At 68.3% G+C, this 20239-nt stretch carries 21 protein-coding genes; 10 read left to right on the top strand and 11 right to left on the bottom strand.

Features of this window, described 5'->3' with window-relative positions; all coding sequences use genetic code 11:
- Positions 1-284: 284 nt before the first annotated feature.
- Both GB880_RS06020 and GB880_RS06015 read right to left on the bottom strand, forming a co-directional pair.
- A complete protein-coding gene (locus GB880_RS06020) occupies positions 285-977 on the bottom strand; it encodes an anti-sigma factor (protein ID WP_154494390.1) in 693 nt (230 codons plus the stop codon).
- The gene (locus GB880_RS06015; RefSeq protein WP_154494389.1) at positions 974-1519 is read right to left on the bottom strand and encodes a sigma-70 family RNA polymerase sigma factor; all 546 of its coding nucleotides are present in this window, start codon (positions 1517-1519) and stop codon (positions 974-976) included. Before GB880_RS06015 ends, GB880_RS06020 begins: the two co-directional genes overlap by 4 nt.
- A gap of 154 nt (positions 1520-1673) precedes the next feature.
- Here GB880_RS06015 and GB880_RS06010 point away from each other — a divergent pair, with 154 nt between their 5' ends.
- The 6 genes from GB880_RS06010 to GB880_RS05985 are packed head-to-tail and all read left to right on the top strand — an operon-like array spanning position 1674 to position 7573.
- On the top strand, positions 1674-2966 hold the full coding sequence (locus GB880_RS06010) for an NAD(P)/FAD-dependent oxidoreductase (RefSeq protein WP_229774475.1): 1293 nt from the start codon (positions 1674-1676) through the stop codon (positions 2964-2966).
- A complete protein-coding gene (locus GB880_RS06005) occupies positions 2963-3757 on the top strand; it encodes a DUF1365 domain-containing protein (RefSeq protein WP_154494388.1) in 795 nt (264 codons plus the stop codon). Before GB880_RS06010 ends, GB880_RS06005 begins: the two co-directional genes overlap by 4 nt.
- Complete coding sequence (locus GB880_RS06000; protein ID WP_154494387.1) at positions 3750-4907, top strand: SAM-dependent methyltransferase; 1158 nt, start codon at positions 3750-3752, stop codon at positions 4905-4907. The genes GB880_RS06005 and GB880_RS06000 overlap by 8 nt, the downstream gene beginning before the upstream one ends.
- Positions 4900-6150 carry an MFS transporter gene (locus GB880_RS05995; RefSeq protein ID WP_263467357.1) on the top strand — a complete coding sequence of 417 codons (1251 nt, stop codon included), beginning with the start codon at positions 4900-4902 and terminating at the stop codon, positions 6148-6150. Before GB880_RS06000 ends, GB880_RS05995 begins: the two co-directional genes overlap by 8 nt.
- Entirely contained in the window at positions 6147-6866 is a 720-nt protein-coding gene (locus GB880_RS05990; RefSeq protein WP_154494377.1) for an SDR family NAD(P)-dependent oxidoreductase, read from the top strand. The genes GB880_RS05995 and GB880_RS05990 overlap by 4 nt, the downstream gene beginning before the upstream one ends.
- Complete coding sequence (locus GB880_RS05985) at positions 6866-7573, top strand: hypothetical protein (protein WP_154494378.1); 708 nt, start codon at positions 6866-6868, stop codon at positions 7571-7573. The genes GB880_RS05990 and GB880_RS05985 overlap by 1 nt, the downstream gene beginning before the upstream one ends.
- Before the next feature lie 6 nt (positions 7574-7579).
- Here the strand turns inward: GB880_RS05985 and GB880_RS05980 are convergent, their stop codons facing one another.
- Positions 7580-8248 carry an SDR family NAD(P)-dependent oxidoreductase gene (locus GB880_RS05980; protein WP_154494379.1) on the bottom strand — a complete coding sequence of 223 codons (669 nt, stop codon included), beginning with the start codon at positions 8246-8248 and terminating at the stop codon, positions 7580-7582.
- Complete coding sequence (locus tag GB880_RS05975) at positions 8233-8637, bottom strand: DUF2177 family protein (protein WP_154494380.1); 405 nt, start codon at positions 8635-8637, stop codon at positions 8233-8235. The genes GB880_RS05980 and GB880_RS05975 overlap by 16 nt, the downstream gene beginning before the upstream one ends.
- A 153-nt stretch (positions 8638-8790) precedes the next feature.
- Here GB880_RS05975 and GB880_RS05970 point away from each other — a divergent pair, with 153 nt between their 5' ends.
- A complete protein-coding gene (locus GB880_RS05970) occupies positions 8791-10779 on the top strand; it encodes a PhoX family protein (RefSeq protein WP_154494381.1) in 1989 nt (662 codons plus the stop codon).
- A gap of 64 nt (positions 10780-10843) precedes the next feature.
- Here GB880_RS05970 and GB880_RS05965 read toward each other — a convergent pair whose 3' ends face one another.
- Positions 10844-11305 (bottom strand): Lrp/AsnC family transcriptional regulator, encoded by a 462-nt coding sequence (locus GB880_RS05965; protein WP_154494382.1) that lies wholly within the window; start codon positions 11303-11305, stop codon positions 10844-10846.
- A gap of 132 nt (positions 11306-11437) precedes the next feature.
- On the opposite strand from GB880_RS05965, the gene ald reads away from it, so the two are divergent.
- Positions 11438-12556: an alanine dehydrogenase gene (gene ald, locus GB880_RS05960; protein WP_154550713.1), complete on the top strand. Its 1119-nt coding sequence runs from the start codon at positions 11438-11440 to the stop codon at positions 12554-12556.
- 59 nt (positions 12557-12615) lie between these two features.
- Here the strand turns inward: ald and mscL are convergent, their stop codons facing one another.
- On the bottom strand, positions 12616-13056 hold the full coding sequence (gene mscL, locus GB880_RS05955; RefSeq protein WP_154494184.1) for a large conductance mechanosensitive channel protein MscL: 441 nt from the start codon (positions 13054-13056) through the stop codon (positions 12616-12618).
- Between the two features lie 90 nt (positions 13057-13146).
- On the opposite strand from mscL, the gene GB880_RS05950 reads away from it, so the two are divergent.
- Entirely contained in the window at positions 13147-13848 is a 702-nt protein-coding gene (locus GB880_RS05950) for a glutathione S-transferase C-terminal domain-containing protein (protein WP_154494185.1), read from the top strand.
- Between the two features lie 26 nt (positions 13849-13874).
- Here the strand turns inward: GB880_RS05950 and pheT are convergent, their stop codons facing one another.
- Positions 13875-16262 carry a phenylalanine--tRNA ligase subunit beta gene (gene pheT / locus GB880_RS05945; RefSeq protein WP_154494186.1) on the bottom strand — a complete coding sequence of 796 codons (2388 nt, stop codon included), beginning with the start codon at positions 16260-16262 and terminating at the stop codon, positions 13875-13877.
- Between the two features lie 165 nt (positions 16263-16427).
- Between pheT and GB880_RS05940 the strand changes: the two genes are divergently transcribed.
- On the top strand, positions 16428-16739 hold the full coding sequence (locus GB880_RS05940) for a TM2 domain-containing protein (protein ID WP_154494187.1): 312 nt from the start codon (positions 16428-16430) through the stop codon (positions 16737-16739).
- A 6-nt stretch (positions 16740-16745) separates the two neighbouring features.
- On the opposite strand, the gene GB880_RS05935 is transcribed toward GB880_RS05940, so the two are convergent.
- The 4 genes from GB880_RS05935 to GB880_RS05920 all read right to left on the bottom strand — a co-directional run bounded on the left by GB880_RS05935 (position 16746) and on the right by GB880_RS05920 (position 20223).
- Complete coding sequence (locus tag GB880_RS05935) at positions 16746-17228, bottom strand: hypothetical protein (protein ID WP_154494188.1); 483 nt, start codon at positions 17226-17228, stop codon at positions 16746-16748.
- Between the two features lie 96 nt (positions 17229-17324).
- Positions 17325-18398, bottom strand: a complete 1074-nt coding sequence (pheS, locus tag GB880_RS05930; RefSeq protein WP_442793773.1) for a phenylalanine--tRNA ligase subunit alpha — start codon at positions 18396-18398, stop codon at positions 17325-17327.
- Positions 18399-18464: 66 nt separating this feature from the next.
- Complete coding sequence (locus GB880_RS05925) at positions 18465-18809, bottom strand: arsenate reductase family protein (protein ID WP_263467356.1); 345 nt, start codon at positions 18807-18809, stop codon at positions 18465-18467.
- Positions 18810-18813: 4 nt separating this feature from the next.
- Entirely contained in the window at positions 18814-20223 is a 1410-nt protein-coding gene (locus GB880_RS05920) for an alanine/glycine:cation symporter family protein (protein ID WP_154494191.1), read from the bottom strand.
- Positions 20224-20239 lie beyond the last annotated feature (16 nt).

Genomic DNA, 20239 nt, shown 5'->3' with positions numbered 1-20239 from the left:
ACAATCCACAAGGCCGGCGCCGCCGGGCGGGTGGTCAGCGATGGCGCCCCCCCCCAGGCGCCGGGCATCGCGAAACCTTCCGCACGTGCAAGAGGCCCGGATGAGGGCAGCAGGCCCTTGCGCTGCCGGATTGCTCGCAGAAAGTTTCGAACGCCGTCAACCGCGCGCCTGCATCCGGCTGCCCCTGGCCAGCCATCCGCGCGGAATCCGACTGGCCCGGCGGCAGACGGCCAAAGCGAGATGTCAACACTTGCCGGACCGACCGGCGACCCGCTTTCCCGTCGCTAGATCCGGCGCAGCGGCGCGGCGGCGACGATGGGGCCTGTCGCCACGCCGGCGGGCGATCCGCCCTGCGGCTCGTCGGTGATCGCCAGCGTCGCATTGGCCACCAGCGCCCGCAGCGCCGGATCGATGGGCATGGCAGCCTGGCCCTGATGCGGCATCACCCCCAGCGAGATCGGCGCCCGATCGCCCTGGATCAGCCACAATTCGTAATCTCGGCCGCTGGCCGGCGCGCTGCCCCCGACCGAAACCCGCATCTCGCCCCGCGCCTCGTCATAGATCGCGGCCAGGCGCACGCTGCCGTCCTGCGACACCATGTCCGACACCCACAGCGGCGAGGACGCGGGCGGGGCGACCGGGCCCAGCCACACCAGCGCGGCAAAGACCGCCGCCACCGCGCTTGATCCGAAGGCCAGCCAGCGCCAGAACGACGCCTGCCCCTGCCCCACGGCGGGCGGAAACAGCCGCGCCTCGATCCCGCGCCAGACGGAAGCCGGCGGCGTCACCGGCCGCACCTCTTCCGCCATCGGATCGAAATGCGCCTGCCAGCGCGTGACTTCGGCGACCAGCGCCGGTTCGACCAGCAGCCGCTGCTGGAACGCCAACCGTTCAGCCAGGGGTAGCGTGCCCAGAACATATTCGCCGGCCGTGGCGATGTCGGTGGGATCGGGCTCGGGGCGTGCGGGATCGGTCATCGCGACAGACACTCCCTCAGCTGGATCAGGCTGCGGCGCAGCCAGCTGCGCAAGGTATTGACCGGGATCGCAAAGCGTTCGGCCAGTTCCAGATAGCTTTCGCCCTCGACATAGGCGCGGCGCACCGCCTCGGCCCGGGGCGGGGGCAGTTCGTGCAGGCACAGATCGATGCGGCGGCCTTCGGACCGGGTAATGGCCGATTCCTCGGGGGTCTGGCCGGCATCGCCGAGGGCTTCGACCTCGGACAGATCCCCCCCGCCCGGCCGACGCGCCCGCAACAGGTCGATGGCATGGTTGCGCGCCAGCGTGTTCAACCAGGCCTGCGGGCTGGCGACCCCGGGCCGATAGCGGTCGGCATTATGCCATATCTTGACGAAAACCTCCTGCAAGGCGTCCTCTGCCTCTTGTCTGTCCTTGAGGATACGAAGGCACAGCCCGAAAAGTTTCGGCGCAACGGCGGCGTAAAGATTGCGGAATGCGGCGCGGTCACGCAGGACCACTCGGCCCAGCAGGTCGTTCAGGTCGGCCGGATGGGTGGTCATCGACGCAATACCTCGCTTTTCGGACGCGAACTTGCCGCAGCCGGGGGCGGGCTGCAACATCACCATGGGCGGTCACAGAGTTCACAAACCCGTGATATGCGCAACCCTGCATGAGGCATAGCCGTGACTATGGTCAACACGAAAGGGGGCAGACATGTTCATGCACGGCCACAGGCGCCAGCGCATCGCGATCATCGGCAGCGGCATTTCGGGTCTGGGCGCCGCATGGCTTCTGGACCCGCATCACGATGTCGTCCTGTTCGAGGCCGAGCCACGACCCGGTGGTCATGCCCGCACCGTGCGCGCGCTGGGCGTCGATGTGGACACGGGCTTCATCGTCTGCAACCGGCGCACCTATCCGCTGTTTGCGCCGCTGATGGATCATCTGGGCGTCGCGCTGGAACCCAGCGACATGTCATTCTCCGCAAGCTTCGGCGGGGGCAGCTACGAGTACGGCACCTTTTCCACCCGCGCGATGTTTGCCCAGCCGATGTGCCTGGTCGATGCCGGCCACTGGCGGCTGATCCGCGACATCCTGCGCTTTTTCCGCGAGGCGCCGGCCCATCACCGGCACGATGGCTCGATCGGCGAGTTGCTGGGGCGGCTGCGCCTGGGGCAAGAGTTCCGCGACCGCTTCCTGTTGCCGATTTCGGGCGCGATCTGGTCCACGCCCGCGCGCGACATGATGGACTTTCCCGCGGGCACCTTCGTGCGCTTTTTCGACAATCACGGGCTGCTGTCGGTCAAGGGTCAGCCGCAATGGCTGACGGTGACGGGCGGCTCGCGGCGTTATGTGCAGGCGATTCTGGGGCAGTTGCGCGGGCAGGTGCGGCTGAACTGTCCGGTGCGGGCGATCCTGCGCGGCGCCCAGGGGCCACAGGTGGTATCCGATCGCGGCGTCGAAAGCTTTGACCGGGTGATCCTGGCCACGCACGCCCCGCAGGCGCTGGCACTGCTGGACCGGGCCGACGCGCAGGAACGCGCGATCCTGGGGGCGCTGCGCACGCAGCTGAACCGGGTGGTGCTGCATTCGGACCCCGCGCTGATGCCGCGCCGCCGCGCCGCCTGGGCATCGTGGAACTTTGTCACCCGTCATCACAACCTGCCCGAGGACCAGCCGATCAGCCTGTCCTACTGGATGAACCGGCTGCAGAACCTGCAAACCCCGCAACCGCTGATCGTGACGCTGAACCCCGAAACCGAACCGCAGGCCATTCACGACGAAACCTGGCTGGCTCATCCGCAATTCGACGCCGCAGCCATTGCGGCACAGGCGGATTTGCCCCAGATTCAGGGACGGGGCGGCATTCATTACTGCGGCGCCTGGACGCGTTACGGTTTTCACGAAGACGGGCTGCTGTCGGCATTGCGCGTCGCCCAAAGCCTGGGAGTGGACTGGCCGCTGGGGGCCGATCCCTGGGCCGAAACGGTCGGGGTCATGGCATGAGCACCGATTTGTGGCACGGCGCGCTGATCGACTGCGCGGTCTGGCACCGCCGCAGCGGCGATGTCGCGCGCCAGTTCCGTTACCGGCTGACCTATGCCGCGCTGCCGCTGGACCTGCTGGAAGTTGGCGCGCTGCCGCTGCGCCCGGACCGGCCTGGGCTCTGGCACCTGCGCGCGCGCGATTATGGCTGGCGCGACGGCCGCAGCCTGGCCGATTTCGCCCGCGCGCAACTCGACCCGCTGGGCCTTGGGGCCTGCCGCGTCAGTCTGGTGACGCTGCCGCGCAGCTGCGGCTACGGCTTCAACCCGGTCAGCTTCTGGCTGGCGCGCGACGATCAGGGCCTGCGCGCCGTTCTGGCCGAGGTGTCGAACACCTTCGGCGAACGTCATCTTTACCTGTGCCGCCACGACGATCTGCGCCCGATCGCCGCCGGCGACCGGCTACAGGGGCGCAAGCTGTTCCATGTCTCGCCCTTCCTGCCGCGCGCGGGAAGCTATGTGTTCCGCTTTGATCCCGGACCGGGACGGTTCGGCGCCTGGGTGGACTGGCTGGACGATCAGGGACGGCCGCGCCTTCAGACCGCCATGACCGGCGCGGCCCGACCGCTGAACCGGGGCAACTTCTGGGCCGCTGCGCTGCGCCGGCCGCTGCAATGCCAGCGGGTCATGGTGCTGATCCACTGGCACGCGCTGCGGCTGGCGGCGCGTGGTGTGCCCTATCGCCGCAAGCCCGCCCAGCTCGATACCGTTCAGTCCCAGGCCCTGACGGGGGAAAGGCCGCATCATGTTTGACCAACGCCTGCGCAGCGAATTCCTGAAAACAATGGAGCGGATCAGCGACGGCCAGATCCTGCTGAGCCTGCCCGACGGCAGCCGGCACGAATTCTCCGCCCCCCGCCCTGGCCCGCGGGCCGAGTTTCATGTCCATGACTGGCGGGCCATCACCGCGCTGGCGGCACGCGGCGACATCGGCCTGACCGAGGCCTATCGCGACGGCTGGTGCGACACCCCCGACCTGACCGCGCTGCTGACCTTTGGCCTGCGCAACGAAGAGGTCCTGGACCGCTATATCTACGGCCGGCCATTGCAGGCCATGGCGGTGCGGCTGCTTTATCTGCTGAACCGCAACACCCGGCGCGGGGCACGGCGCAACATCGCCGCCCATTACGATCTGGGCAATGATTTCTACCGGCTGTGGCTGGACGAGACCATGACCTATTCATCCGCCCTTTATGCCGGGGGCGATGATCTGGCGGCGGCGCAGCGGCGCAAATACGACCGGATCCTGGACGGGCTGGCCGCGCCCTCGGGGCGGCTCTTGGAAATCGGCTGCGGCTGGGGCGGATTTGCCGCCCGCGCGCTCGAACGCGGCGATTTCGCCGCAAAGGGGCTGACGCTGTCGCAGGCCCAGGCCAGCTATGCGCGCGACCGCCTGGGCGATGGGGCCGAAATCGCGTTGCAGGATTATCGCGACGAAACCGGCCGCTTCGACCATATCGTGTCGATCGAGATGTTCGAGGCGGTGGGCGAGAGGTTCTGGCCGGTCTATTTCCGCAAGCTGCGCGAGCTGCTGGCGGAAGGCGGCCGCGCCATGATCCAGACCATCACCATCGCCGATCGCTATTTCGACCGCTATCGCAGCGGCGGCGACATGATCCGCAGCTTCATCTTTCCCGGCGGCATGCTGCCCTCGGACAGCCGCTTCCGCGCCGAGGCCAAACGGGCCGGCCTGCGCATCGAGGACGCCTTCGGCTTCGGCGCCGATTACGCCCGCACCCTGGGGGACTGGTTGCAGCGCTTTGATGCGCGCCGGGCCGAGGTGCTGGCCATGGGCTTTGACGAGGCCTTCATTCGCGTCTGGCGCTTTTATCTGGCGGCCTGCGCCGCCGCCTTCACCGTGTCGCGCACCGATGTGGTCCAATACCGGCTGGCGCATGGCTAGCGGCGCGGCGCCCACCGCGCGCAGCATGGCAGGCTATGGGCTGCTGGCACTGCCGCTGGCATTCGGGGGGCTGCCGCTTTACGTCCATGCGCCGGATTTCTATGCCGCCGACCTCGGCCTGCCGCTGGCGGCGCTGGGGTTGACGCTGGCCGGGCTGCGGCTGCTGGATGCCGGTCTTGATCCGCTGGCGGGCTGGCTCAGCGATCGCTGGCCGCGGGCGCGGCTTGCCTGGGTGGTCTTGGGGGCGGCGGCACTGGCGCTGGGGGTGCTGGCGCTGTTCCTGCCGCCGGCTGGCGCACGGCTGACCTGGTTTGCGGCGGCGATGGCGCTGGCCAGCCTGGGCCACAGCCTGGTTTCGGTCAACCTGCTGACGCTTGGCGGTGCCTGGCGGCCCGAGGCCGGGCTGCGCGCCCGCATCAGCGCCATGCGCGAGGCCTTTGGCCTGGCCGGGCTGGTGCTGGCGGTGGTGCTGCCTGCGGCCTTGGCCCCCTGGATCGGGCGCGGGCCGGCGCTGGCAGTGATGGCGGGGCTGCTGGCGGTGCTGTTGATGTTCGCGGTGCCGGTATTCGCGCGCTGGTATCGCCGCACACGACCCGCGGCCGAGGCCATGGCAGCGCCGGCGCCCATCGCCTGGGACAGGCTGCGCCCGTTTTACCTGGCGGTGTTGCCGGTGCTGCTGTCGGCGGCGCTGCCCGCGGCACTGATCCTGATGCTGGTGCGCGACCTGCTGGGGCTGCCGGATCTGGCGGGGCTGTTCCTGCTGACCTATTTCCTCGCCGCGCTGCCCGGCACGCTGGCGGCGGGATGGCTGGCGGCGCGTTGGGGCGCGGTGCCGGTCTGGATCGCGGCTCTGATCCTGTCGATGGCGGCTTTTGCCTTTTGCCTGCGGCTTGGCCCGGGCGAGGGCACGGAATTCCTGGCCATCTGCCTGCTGACCGGGTTCTGCTTCGGGGCCGATCTGGTGTTGCCGCCCGCGATCCTGTTCGCCCGGATCGAGGCCGCGGGCGCGCGCCATGCCGCCGCCCGCGCCTTTGCTCTGCTGGGCTTTCTGACCAAGGCGGCGCTGGCCCTGGCCGGGGCGCTGGCGCTGCCGCTGCTTCAGCTGGCGGGCTTTCGCCCGGCCCAACCCAACAGCCCCGAGGCGCTGCGCCTGCTGCTGATCCTCTATGCGGCCCTGCCGCTGGCGCTGCGCGGGCTGGCGGTGGTGCTGTTGTTCGTCAACCATCGTCGGGGAAGGATATGAGCGAAACCATCTGGATCATGGGGGCATCCGAAGGCATCGGCGGGGCTGTGGCGCGTGCCTATGCCCGGCGCGGGGCGCGGCTATACCTGTCGGCGCGCAATCCCGAGCCGCTGCGGCGGCTGGCCGACGAGCTGGGCGCGACCGCCCTGCCCGTCGATACCACCGACGCCGCGGCCCTGGCCGAGGCTGCCGGCCGGATCGGCCAGCCTCTGGACCGGGCGCTGACGCTGGCGGCGCTTTACGATCCGGGCCAGGCGATGCAGGCCGACCCTGTCCGCGCCGCACAGATCGTCACGGTGAACCTGACCGGCACGCTGATCTTTGCCCAGGCGTCAGTGCCGCTGCTGCGACCGCGCGGGCAACTGGCGCTGACCGGATCGATCGCCGGTTACCTGGGCCTGCCGCAGGGCCAGATCTATTCCGCGACCAAGGCCGGCGTCATCAACCTGGCCGAAAGCCTGCGCGCGGAGCTGGCGGGCGCGGTCGATGTGCGGCTGATCTGCCCGGGCTTTGTTCGCACCCGCATGACCGCCCGCAACGATTTCGAAATGCCCGGCATCCTCGAGCCCGAGCAAGCCGCCGCCCATATCCTGCGCGGGCTGGACCGCCGAGGGTTCGAGGTGCATTTTCCAGCCCGCCTCAGCCTGGCGCTGAAACTGCTGGCGGCACTGCCCTATGGGCTGTCGCTGCCCCTGACCAGAAGGCTTGTGCGATGATGACCGACCGTTTCCCCGCCCTGCTGGTGCTGGCCCTGGCGCTGGGCTTTGCCCTGTCGCCGCTGTTCAGCGACGGCTTCAACGGATTTACCCCGCAGCAGTTCCCCGTGGTCGAGCAACGCTGGCCGGTGCAGCCGGCCGGCTGGGCGTTTTCCATCTGGGGGCTGATCTATGCCTGGCTGATCGCCGGCGCCGGCTTTGGCCTGTGGCGGCGGGCGCGCGATCCGGAATGGCAGGCGATGCGCGGGCCGCTGGCCGCAAGCCTGCTGATCGGCTGTTTCTGGATCGCCGTCGCCAACCGCCAGCCGGTGATCGCCACGGCGATGATCCTGGCCATGCTGGCCGGGGCGCTGGCAGCCTTTCTGCGCAGCGGCACCAACGATGTCTGGTGGCAGCGCCGACCGGTCGCGCTGTATGCGGGCTGGCTGACAGCCGCCAGCGGCGTGGCCACGGCGGTGGTCGCGGGCGGCTACGGGCTGGTCTCAAGCCAGATGGCGGCAATGATCGCCCTGGTCGCAGTGCTGGCGCTGGCCCTGTGGGTGCAGGCGCGCCGGCCGCAGGAGTGGGCCTATCCGCTGGCGGTAGGCTGGGCGCTGACCGGGGTGATCGCGGCCAATCTGGCGCCGGCCAATGCGCCGGTGCTGGCGCTGGCCGGGTTGGGGATCCTGGCACTGACGGGGCAATACATCTGGCGCGGGCGCGCCTGAGCCCCGCTACCAGGGCACCGGCTGGCCGCGCCAGTCCCAGAAGCTGCCGGTCTGATCCGGCGTCAGCCGCGCCATCACATCCAGCAGCGCCTGCGCCGACACCGCCGGCGTGATCGCTGGGTGGCGCGCCAGATAGTCGCGGCTCAGCCCGGTCGCCACGGTGCCCGGATGCAGCGCCACCACCACCGCCTGCGGATGGCTGCGCGCCAGTTCGATCGCGGCGGTGCGGACGATCTGATTCAGCGCCGCCTTGGCCGCGCGATAGCTGATCCAGCCGCCCAGCCGGTTGTCTCCGATCGAGCCCACCCGCGCCGACAGCGTCGCCAGCACCGCCCGCCGGTCGCGCGGCAGCAGCGGGCTGAAATGGCGCAGCACCAGCGCCGCGCCGATGGCATTGACCGCGAACTGGCGGGCCATCACCCCGGCATCCAGCGCGGCGATGGTCTTTTCGGGCCCGTGGCCGTCGATGGTCAGCGCCCCGATCGTGTTCACGATCAGGTCAAAGCGGCGCGGCTGCAACCCCTCGGCCAGCCGCGCCAGACTGTCGGGCCGGGTCACGTCAAGCCCGTCGCGCGACCGCGACAGGCCACAGACCTGCCAGCCCTGCGCCGCCAGCAGCCGCAGCATCGCCCCGCCGATGCCGCCGCTGGCGCCCAGGATCAGCGCCCCTGCCATTGCAGCATCAGCGCCACACCGGCCCAGGCGGAAAACCCGGTCAGCACCGCGCCCCACAGCGTATCCACCACCACCTGCTGGATCGACCAGTCGCGCAGGGTGGCGTAATTGGTCATCTCGTAGGTGCCATAGCACATCAGGCCCAGCAGCGCCCCCATCGCCAAGGCCTGCAACGGCCGCCCCGCGGTCAGCGCCGGAACCGAGACAAAGATCAGCACCCCCACCACATAGGCGGCATAGAATCCCATCGCGGGGACCATGCGCAGCGGCTCGGCCAGAAGATGGCCGACGTGACGCTCGAACAGGGGGCGGATCATCAGGGTGATGCCCAGGATGTCGATGACCAGAAAGATCACCAGCGTGGCGGCATATAGCATCAGGTTTTGCATGGCGCGGTCTCCGTTTGCGGTCATGAATGGCACGCGCAAGCCGACCGGAAAGTTGCAGCCGGCGGCAAAATTCCTGCGCCGCCGTCACCGCCCTGTCATACGCGCAGCTTATGGCAACGCCGCAGAAGACCCACCTACCCGGCAGGAGCCACCATGACCCGACAGCCCCCCCGTCACTCGCCCTTCGCGACCAGCCAGCTGGAGCAGGCCGACGGCCCCGGTCTGAACCCGACGGCAAACCCGACCATGGGCGAAATCATCGCCACCCGATTCTCGCGCCGCGGTTTCATGCGCGGCGCCATGGCGGTGACCGCGATCAGCGCCACCGTCAGTCCCATGGCCCTGCTGGGCGCCCCCGAAGCCCGCGCCGCCGGCAGCGGTTCTGCCTTCGACTTCCCGGAAGTGACCGCCGGGGTCGATGCCGATCATCACGTCGCCCAGGGCTATGATGCCGATGTGCTGCTGCGCTGGGGCGACAAGGTCTTTGCCGACGCGCCCGAATTCGACCCCACGCGCCAGAGCGCCGCGGCCCAGGAACGGCAGTTCGGCTACAACAATGACTTCGTCGGCTTCATCCCGCTGGACGGCTCGGCCGATCGCGGACTGCTGGTGGTCAACCACGAATACACCGACCCGCATCTGATGTTTCCGGGTATCGTCACCGTCAAGGACGGCGAGCTGGCGCTGGCCGAACCCACCGCCGAACGCGTCGCCATCGAGATGGCCGCCCATGGCGGCACCATCATCGAGATCCGGCGCGAAGCCGGCAAGTGGCAACCGGTGCTGGACGGCAAGCTGAACCGCCGCATCACCGCCACCACGCCGATGACCATTCACGGCCCCGCCGCCGGCCATCCCCGGATGCAGACCGCCGCCGACCCGACCGGCCGCGAGGTGCTGGGCACGATCAACAACTGCGCCGGCGGCATCACCCCCTGGGGCACCTATCTGATGGCCGAAGAAAATTTCCACGGCTATTTCATCGGCGAACTGCCACCCGATCACCCCGAGGCCGAAAACTACAAGCGCGTCGGCGTGCCGGACGGCGTCTATGCCTGGGGCCGGTTCGACGAACGCTTCGACATCTCGAAACATCCCAACGAACCAAACCGTTTCGGCTGGATCGTCGAGGTGGACGTGAACGACCCCACCTCGGTTCCGCGCAAGCGCACCGCCCTGGGCCGCTTCAAGCACGAGGGTGCGACAAGCGCGCTGGCCCGCGACGGGCGGGTGGTGCTGTATCTGGGCGATGACGAGCGTTTCGACTATGTCTACAAGTTCGTGACCAGCCGTCCCTATGATCCGCAGGACCGCGCCGCCAACATGGACCTGCTTGATGACGGCACGCTGTATGTGGCGCGCTTCGACGCCGACGGCAGCATGGAATGGCTGCCGCTGGTGCAGGGCAGTGGCCCGCTGACCGCCGAAAACGGCTTTGCCTCGCAGGCGGATGTGGTGATCGAGACCCGCCGCGCCGCCGATCTGCTGGGGGCCACGCCGATGGACCGCCCCGAGGATATCGAGCCTGACGCCGAATCCGGCCGTGCTTATGTGATGCTGACCAACAACACCAAGCGCAAGGAGGCCAACCCCGCAAACCCGCGGGTCGAGAACGCCTTTGGCCATATCATCGAGATCCACGAGGACGGCGGCGATCTGGCCGCGACCCGCGGGCGCTGGGAAATCCTGGTCAAATGCGGCGATCCCTCGGTCGCCGAGGTCGGCGCGACCTTCTCGACCGCCACCAGCCGCGACGGCTGGTTCGGCATGCCCGACAATTGCGCCATCGACAGCGACGGCCGGCTGTGGGTATCGACCGACGGCAATTCGCCCGACAAGACCGGCCGCACCGACGGGCTGTGGGCGCTGGACACCGAAGGCGCGGCGCGCGGCACCTCGCGGCTCTTCTATCGGGTGCCGGTGGGGGCGGAACTGTGCGGGCCCTGCCCGACGCCGGACCTGACCACCTTCTTCGTGGCCGTCCAGCACCCCGGCGACGGCGGCAGCGACTGGCCCGAATTCGGCCGCCCGTCCTATTACGAGGATCTGGCGACGCGCTGGCCCGATTTCCGCGACGACATGCCGGTGCGCCCGGCAGTGGTGGCCATCACCCGCCAGGGTGGCGGCAAGATCGGCGCCTGAACCGACATCTCGGCCGGGCGGATCGCAGCCGCGATGCCGCCCGGTCCCGCCGCCGCGACCGCGCCTAGACCGGCAGCGCCGTGGTCTGGGCGACGGTGCGCAGCGAAAACGACGATTGCATCTGTGCCACACCCGGCAGCTTGGCCAGCCGCTGCCGGTGGATGCGGGCGAAATCGTCGGTATCCTGGGCCACCACCTTCAGCAGGTAATCGGCCGAACCGGCCATCAGATGGCATTCCAGAACATCGGGAATCTTGCGCACCTCGCGCTCGAATGCCTCCAGCAGATCATCGGCCTGCCCCGACAGGGTGATTTCGACAAAGACCGTGGTCGGCCGCTCGAGCTTGCGCGCATCCAGCAAGGCGACATAGCCGCGGATCACTGCCATCTCTTCAAGCCGCTGCACGCGCCGGTGGCAGGCACTGGCCGACAGCCCCACCTCTGCGGCCAGATCGGCATTTGTCATCCGCCCGTCGCGTTGCAGCACCGCCAGAATGCGGCGGTCCGTTGCGTCCAGTTCCGCCATCGCTGAACAACCTCGCGCCATCGGCGCCGTTGAAAGTCAATTGTTCGAAGATAACCGCATTTTCACCACAGTTTAAGCAGGAATTTTGCGCCAAGCCATGTCACCATGCCCCCAGGAACAAGGAGGAGACTCATGAAGATCGGTTGTCCCACCGAAATCAAGCCGCAGGAGTTCCGCGTCGGCATGACACCCGATGCAGCGCGCGAGGCGGTCGCCCAGGGTCACGAGGTGCTGATCCAGACCGGTGCCGGACAGGGCTCCGGTTTCGCCGATCAGGATTACGTGGCCGTGGGGGCGCGCATCCTGCCCGATGCCGCCGCCGTGTTCGAATCCGCCGAGCTGATCGTCAAGGTCAAGGAGCCGCAGGCCGCAGAGCGGGCGATGCTGCGCAAGGGACAGGTGCTGTTCACCTATCTGCATCTGGCCCCCGACCCCGCCCAGACCCGCGAGTTGCTGGACAGCGGCGTCACCGCCATCGCCTACGAGACGGTGACCGACGCCCGTGGCGGACTGCCGCTGCTGGCGCCGATGTCCGAAGTCGCCGGCCGTCTGGCACCGCAGGTCGGGGCCTGGACGTTGCAAAAGGCCAATGGCGGCTCGGGCGTTCTGCTGGGCGGGGTTCCCGGCGTGCGGCCGGCCAATGTGGTGGTGATCGGCGGCGGCGTGGTCGGCACGGCAGCGGCGCGCGTCGCCGTGGGCATGGGCGCCAATGTCACCGTGCTGGATCGTTCGGTGCCGCGGCTCAGCTATCTGGACGATGTGTTCATGGGTCGGCTGACCACGCAATATGCCACCGCCGGCGCCGTGGCCGAACTGCTGCCCATGGCCGACATGATCATCGGCGCGGTGCTGGTGCCCGGCGCGGCCGCGCCCAAGCTGATCACCCGCGCGCAACTGGCCAGCATGAAGCCGGGGTCGGCGCTGGTCGATGTTGCGATCGACCAGGGGGGCTGTTTCGAGACCTCGCGCCCGACCACGCATCAGGATCCGGTCTATGCCGTCGATGGCATCATGCATTACTGCGTCGCCAACATGCCCGGCGCGGTGGCACAGACCTCGACCCGGGCGCTGGGCAATGCCACGCTGCCCTTCGTGCTGGCGCTGGCCGGCAAGGGCTGGCGGCAGGCGCTGCGCGACGACGCGCATCTGCGCGCGGGTCTGGCCACGCATGACGGCACGCTGACCTCGGCCCCGGTGGCCGAGGCACAGGGGCTGGACTGGTCCGAGCCCGAAGCCGTGATCGGAAACTGAGCCCCGACGCTCCGGCGCGGTGGGCCCGTCCCCGCGCCGGGCCGGCCGAACGCCGGCGGTCAGGCGCCGCGCTGGGCGCGCAACTCGTCGCGGATTTGCAGCAGCAGCTCTTCCTGGGTGGGGCCGGCGGGCGCAGCCTCGGCTGCCTGCTGCTTGCGCAGCGCGGCGCTTTGAATCTTGTTCACCGCCTTGACCAGCAGGAACACCGCCCAGGCGATGATCAGGAAATTGATGACCGCCGACAGGAAGGCGCCATAGGCAAAGACCGAGGCGCCGGAATCACGCGCGGCCTTCAGGCTGGCGCCATCGGGCACGTCGCCCTTCAGCACCAGGTAATGCCCGCTGAAATCGGTGCCGCCGGTCAGCAGGCCGATGATCGGGTTGATCAGATCGGCGACCAGTGAATTGACAATCGCGGTAAAGGCCGCGCCGATGATGATACCCACCGCCAGGTCAATGACATTGCCCCGGGCGATGAATTGCTTGAACTCGTTGAACATGGGATTACCTTTTTCAACCTGTTGCGCCAGTCAGGCCGCAGGCTGCCACAGCACCTGCTGCGGCCGCAAGCCATTGTGCAAGGAAATGCCATGACGGAACTTTCCGACTTCCCGATCACCCGCCGCTGGCCACCGCGCCGCCCCGATGTGATCCAGCTTTACACGCTGAACACCCCGAACGGGATCAAGACATCGGTCATGCTCGAGGAATGCGGGCTGGATTACGACGCGCATCGCATCAGCATTTCAGACCCCGAGGATCAGTTCACCCCCGAGTTCCTGTCGCTGAACCCCAACAACAAGATCCCGGCGATGATCGACCCGCACGGACCCGACGGCCGCCCCTTCGGCCTGTTCGAGACCGGCGCCATGCTGATCTATCTGGGCGACAAGACCGGCCGCTTTCTGCCCGCCGGCGGCGCGGCGCGCTATCACACCATCCAGTGGCTGATGTGGCAGATGGGCGGGGTCGGTCCGATGTTCGGCCAGGTCGGCTATTTCCACCGCTACAAGGGCCGCGAGATCGACGACCCCCGCCCGCGCGAGCGCTATTACGCCGAGGCCCGCCGCCTGCTGGGGGTGCTGGACCGGCAGTTGCAGGGCCGCGACTGGATCACCGGCGAATATTCGATCGCCGACATGGCCGTCGGCCCCTGGCTGCGCACCATCCGCGTCAACTATCAGGCCGAGGCCGAAACCGGCATGGCCGACATGGCCAATGTCCAGGCCTATCTGGACCGCTTCCTGGCCCGCCCGGCCGTCCAGCGCGGAATCGAGGTGGGCGCGGCCTAGGCGCGCATCCCGTCGGCAAGCAGCCATCAGCCGCGCAGCACGCCGCCGGTGGCCTTGCCGACCTTGTCCACGATGCGGGCGCAGACCGCCTCGATCTCGGCGTCGGTCAGGGTCTTGTCGCGGGGTTGCAAACGGGCGGTGATGGCGATGGATTTCTTGCCGCCCTCGAGCCCGGTGAACTGGTCGAACACGCTGACCCGCTCGATCAGCGCCTTGTCGGCGCCGGCCGCGGCATTGACCAGGGTCAGCGCCTCGACCCCGGCATCGACGACAAAGGCAAAGTCGCGTTCCACCGCCTGCAGGTCCGACAGTTGCAGCGCCGGGCGCGAAGGGCTGCGCGTCTTGGGCAGCGGCACTGCCGCCAGCCGCAAGGTCAGGCCCACGACCGTGCCCTTGAGCCCGAAATGGCGCAGCACCCGCGGGTGAATCTCGCCAAAGCTGGCCAGGGTGTTCGGTCCCAGCGCGATATTTCCTGCCCGGCCGGGGTGCCACCAGCCGTCCAGCTTGCGGTTGATCTGAGCCTTGGCCGGGGCGCCGACCGCCTGCAGGATGGCCTCGGCATCGGCCTTGGCGTCATAGATGTCGACCTTGCGCCGCGACCCATGGGGATCGCGCGCGGCGCTGGCCCCCACCAGGATCGCGGTCAGGTGCAGATCCTGCTGGCCCGGCTCGCCGCCCGAAAACACCGGGCCACATTCGAACAGCGCCAGGTCCATGAAGCCGCGCGCCTGGTTGCGCGCCGCCGCCGCCAGCAGGCCGGGCAACAGATCGGGGCGCATATGGGTCATTTCGCTGCTGATCGGGTTTTCGATCCGCACCGCATCGCCGCCACCGCCGAACAGCGTCGCCGCCGCCTGGTCGATAAAGCTGTAGGTGACACATTCATTATAGCCCAGGCTGGCCGCCATGCGACGGGCAAGCGCCTCGCGCCGCTGCAAAGGCGTCAGCACCGGCTGCGGCACCCCTGCCTGCGGACGCGGCAGCGGCTGGCCCTGCAACCGGGTCAGGCTGGCGATGCGGGCCACCTCCTCGACCAGATCGGCGCTGCCCAGCACATCGGGGCGCCAGCTGGGGACGATGGCCTGGTCGCCCTCGAGCCGAAAGCCCAGCGCCTCGAGCGTGCGGCGCTGTTCGGCCTCGGGGATGTCCATGCCGACAAGGCTGCTGACCCGGGCCGGGTCCAGCCGATAGCTGCGGCGGGTGTCGGGGATCGCGCCGGCCGTCACCACATCCGAGGCCTCGCCGCCGCACAGGTCCAGGATCATCCGGGTCGCCAGCTCCAGCCCCTTGCGGGTAAAGGCCGGATCGACGCCGCGCTCGAACCGGTAGCGCGCGTCGGAATTGATCTTCAGCGCCCGGCCGGTGGTGGCGATGGCGATGGGATCCCAATAGGCGCTTTCCAGGAACACCTCGGTCGTGGTCTCGTCGCAGCCCGTGGCCTCGCCGCCCATGATGCCGGCAATGCTTTCGGGACCGTTGTCATCGGCGATAACCATGGTGCCGGGGGCAAAGGCATAGGTCTTGCCGTCCAGCGCCAGCAGTTCCTCGCCCGCGACCGAGGGGCGGATGCGCAGATTGCCGTGCAGCCTGGCCACGTCGAATACATGCAGCGGCCGGTTCAGATCGAAGGTGAAGTAATTGGTGATGTCGACCAGCGCATTGATGGGCCGCAGGCCGATGGCGGCCAGCCGTTTCTGCAACCATTCCGGCGACGGGCCATTGCGCAGGCCGCGGATCACCCGCCCGGAAAAGAATGGCGCCTTTTCCGCCACGGCCGGATCGATGGCGACTGCAACCGGCGCCGGAAAGCTGCCGGGCACCATCACCTCGGCCAGCGGCTTCAGCTGGCCCAGGCCGCGCGCCGCCAGGTCGCGGGCGATGCCATGCACGCCCAGCGCATCGGGGCGGTTCGGGGTGATCTTGATTTCGATGACCGGATCGATCGCCTCGGGGCGGTTCGCCGCCAGCCAGTCGACGAATTTCTGCCCGACCTCGCCCGAGGGCAGCTCGATGATGCCATTGTGTTCGTCGGACAGTTCCAGCTCGCGTTCCGAGGCCATCATGCCATGGCTTTCGACACCGCGAATCCGGCCCACGCCCAGGGTGGTGTCGATGCCGGGGACGTAATCGCCGGGCTTGGCCAGCACCACGGTGATGCCGGCGCGGGCATTGGGCGCGCCGCAGACGATCTGCTTTTCGCCTTCGTCGGTCAGCACCTTGCACACCCGCAGCCGGTCGGCATCGGGATGCGGCGCGGCCTCGATCACCTTGGCCAGGGTAAAGGCCTGCAACTTGCCCGCCGGGTCGGTCACGCCTTCAACCTCGAGGCCAAGATCGGTCAGCGCCTCGGTGATGGCGTCAAGGGACGCGGTGGTGTCGAGATGCTCCTTGAGCCAGGAGAGGGTGAATTTCATGGCGTGGCTCCGGGTTCGGGCGTCGGTTTGCGCGTCCCTTAGCGCATGGCGCGGCGGATTGGTAGGGTGCAGCGGCGATGCCGCGCGGGGCAGCCCTTGTGGGTGCCCGACCGCATCCTATATGTTATGGGCATTAACATGGACGCGAACCCAGGCAGGAGGCCAATGGACACGCAGCGCGAATTGCTGATCGAACAGCGGGTGACGAACGAGGCGAAATCGCCCCTTGTCGCCTATCTGCTGGCGATTTTTCTGTGGGGCTTTGGCGCCCACAGGATGTATCTGGGCCGCTGGGTCAGCGGGCTGGTGATGCTGGCGATGTGGGGACTGGGCTGGCTGACCGCGCCCATCCTGATCGGCTGGCCGCTGATCGGGTTGGTCTGCCTGTGGGCGCTGATCGACCTGTTCCTGATCCCCGGCATGATCCGTGACGACAACAACGACCTGCGCCGCCGGCTGGGCTCGGACCTGGTCTGAACCGGGCTAGCCGGTGACCAGCCCCAGGGTCACGAATACCGCGCCGGCCGCCAGCCAGGCCGGCTTGTGCCGCGGCGCCAGCGCCCCAAGCACCAGGCAGGGCGCGGCCAGAAACCACGGCGCATGGCGGGCCAGCGCCGGCGCCGCGCCGCTGATCCAGCCCGGCGCCATCAGCGCCAGAAGATAGCTCAGCATCGCCAGCAGCCCGAAATAGCAGGCGACCGCCAGCCCGATTTCCAGCACCCGCCGTTCGGCAGCTTCGCTGTTCCAGCGCTGCGGCCGAGTCAGATAGCTGCGCGACAGGCTGATGATCATCAGCGCCAGGAAGGTGGCGGCGCTGATCCACAGGACCGGCAGCAGATAGGCCTGGGTGATGGCGCTGGCCACGGCGGCGTCCTGGCGCAGCCGCCCGGCATCGACCAGTCCGAACAGGCTGATCGAGGCCAGAAAGGCCGTGGCATAGGCGGTAAGGGTGGTGGGGTTGGACATGACGGACCCTTGGCACTGGCGGGGAATCGCCGGGGCAGATTAACCGCCGCCTGCGCCGCTGTCATCCGCCGGTGCCACCCCGGCAGCGCACCGCGATCAGCGCGACAGGCCGGCCGCGACGCTGGGCACGTCGCCGGCGGCAAAGCCGTAATGGCGCAGCCAGCGCAGGTCGCTGTCGAAGAACGCGCGCAGGTCGGGGATGCCGTATTTCAGCATGGCGATGCGGTCGATGCCCATGCCGAAGGCAAATCCCTGCCACTGGTCGGGGTCGATGCCGCCCGCCGCCAGCACCTTGGGATGGACCATGCCCGAACCCAGGATCTCCAGCCAGGAATTGCCCTGGCCGATGCTCAACTTGCCGCCTTCCCAGGAACAGCGGATATCGACCTCGGCCGAGGGTTCGGTAAAGGGGAAATGGCTGGCGCGAAAGCGCAGCTCGACCTCATCGACCTCGAAGAAGGCGCGGCAGAATTCCTCGAGCGTCCATTTCAGATTGGCCATGGAAATGTCACGGCCCAGCGCCAGCCCCTCGACCTGATGGAACATCGGCGTATGGGTCTGGTCCATGTCCATGCGATAGACGCGGCCGGGCGCGATCACCCGGATCGGCGCGCCCTGTTCCTGCATGGCGCGGATCTGCACCGGGCTGGTGTGGGTGCGCAGCACATGCGGCGGGCGCGGGTCGCCCTCGGCCCGGGCCATGAAGAAGGTGTCATGTTCCTGGCGCGCGGGGTGTTCGGGCGGGATGTTCAGCGCGTCGAAATTGAACCAGTCGGATTCGATCTGCGGCCCTTCGGCGACGCGAAAGCCCATGTCGGCGAAAATGGCGGTGACCTCTTCGGTCACCTGGCTGACGGGATGGATGGTGCCCTGTGGCCGCGGCCGCCCCGGCAGGGTCACGTCCAGCCATTCGTCGCGCAGCCGCGCGTCCAGCGCCGCGTCCTCGAGCCCCTGCTTGCGGGCGCGCAGCGCGCTGTCGATTTCGTCGCGCAGGCGGTTCAGTTCCGCGCCGCGGGTCTGGCGCTCCTCGGGGCTCATCCGGCCCAGTTCCTTCATCATGCCGCTGATTTCGCCCTTCTTGCCCAGGGCGGCCAGGCGCACCTGTTCGAGCGAGTCGAGATCGGCAGCCGCGATGATGCGGTCAAGGTAGGATCGGCGAAGGGTGGTCAGGTCGGACATGTCGGCTTTCCTTGCGGTTCCCGCGCGGATTAGCACGCGGGAACGCCCGGGAAAAGCCTAGCGGGTCAGCGTTTCAAGCACCAGTTCGACCGGGCGGCACAGCCGCACGCCGCCCGGCCCGCAGACGATGGGCCGTTCCACCAGCAGCGGGTTCTGGACCATGTGGTCCAGAATGGTTTCGGCATCGGCATCCAGCAGGCCACGTTCGGCGGCATCGGTGCCCTTGCTGCGCAGCGCCTGGGCCGGCGTCACATCCGCCGCCGCGAACAGGCCCAGCAGTTGTGCCCGCGTCCAGCCCGCCTGCACGTAATCGACGATCTGCGGTTCGTGCCCGGCGTCGCGGATCATCTGCAACACCTTGCGCGAGGTCGAACAGGTCGGCCTGTGATAGATGGTGATCACGGCACTATTTCCAGATGGTCCGGCTGACGCCGGGCGCAATGCCGGGGTGATCGTCGATGTGGAAGGTGGGGTTGCGGCCATCGGCGCGCTGGCGCAGGTAGTCGCGGGTGACATGGGCGATGGTGCCCGACAGCAGCACGATGGCGATCAGGTTGATCGTCGCCATCAGCCCCATCGAGGCATCGGCAAAGTCGAACACCGTCTGCACGGTCTGGATCGCGCCCCAGACCACCATGCCCATCACCGCGACCCGCAGCGCCACGACCGGCCCGCTGGAACCATGGCCCAGAAACACGATGGCGTTTTCGGCATAGGCGTAATTGCCGATGATCGAGGTGAAGGCAAAGAAGAAGATGGCGATGGCGACGAAGTTCTGGCCAAAGCTGCCGAAATGTTCGCCCAGCGCCGCCTGGGTCAGCGCCACACCGGTCAGTTCCGCCGAGGGGATCGCGCCCGACAGCAGGATCATCACCGCCGTCGCCGTGCAGACCAGGATGGTGTCGATGAACACGCCCAGCGCCTGCACGAAGCCCTGGCTCGAGGGGTGATGCGGGTCGGGCGTGGCCACGGCGGCGATGTTCGGGGCCGAGCCCATCCCCGCCTCGTTCGAGAACAGCCCGCGCTTGACCCCGTTCAGCATCGCCGCGGTCATGCCGCCGACGACACCGCCCGCAGCCTCGGTCCAGCCGAAGGCCGAGGCGACGATATGGCCCAGCACCGCCGGCACCTCGGTGATGTTGGTGACCAGCACCCAGGCTGCGGCCAGCAGATATGCGCCGGCCATGAACGGCACCACGAATTCGGCCACCCGCGCGATCGAGGGGATGCCCCCGAAGATGATGACCGCCGTCAGCAGCGCGATGGCAAGACCGGTGATCCACTTTTCGACCCCGAAGGCGCCGGCCATGGCCTCGGCGATGGAATTCGACTGCACTGCGTTGAAGATCAGGCCAAAGGCGATGATCAGGGCGACGGCAAAGATGCCGGCCAGCCAGCCCTGCCCCAGGCCTTTCTGGATGTAATAGGCCGGGCCGCCCCGATACATGCCGCCGGGGCCGTTTTCCTTGTAAAGCTGCGCCAGCGTCGATTCGGCATAGGCGGTGGCCATGCCGACCAGCGCCACCATCCACATCCAGAACACTGCGCCCGGACCGCCCAGGGTGATGGCCACCGCCACCCCGGCGATATTGCCGGTGCCGACACGGCTGGCCAGGCTGACGGTCAGCGCCTGAAAGGGCGAGATGCCGTTGCGGTCCTGGCTGTCAGACCCCAGCACGCAGCGGATCATTTCGCGGAAATGCAGGATCTGGATGAAGCCCAGCCGGATGGTGAAGTAGATGCCGACGGCCAGCAGGCCATAGATCAGCACATAGCCCCAGAAGATGGTGTTCAGGAAATCGATGATGGCGGTCATGGGTATCCTCCGCTGT

The organism is Paracoccus sp. SMMA_5_TC (assembly GCF_009696685.2).
Lineage (GTDB): Bacteria > Pseudomonadota > Alphaproteobacteria > Rhodobacterales > Rhodobacteraceae > Paracoccus.
The sequence above is the reverse complement of the archived record's forward strand: the minus strand, read 5'-3'. Positions and strand labels throughout refer to the sequence as shown.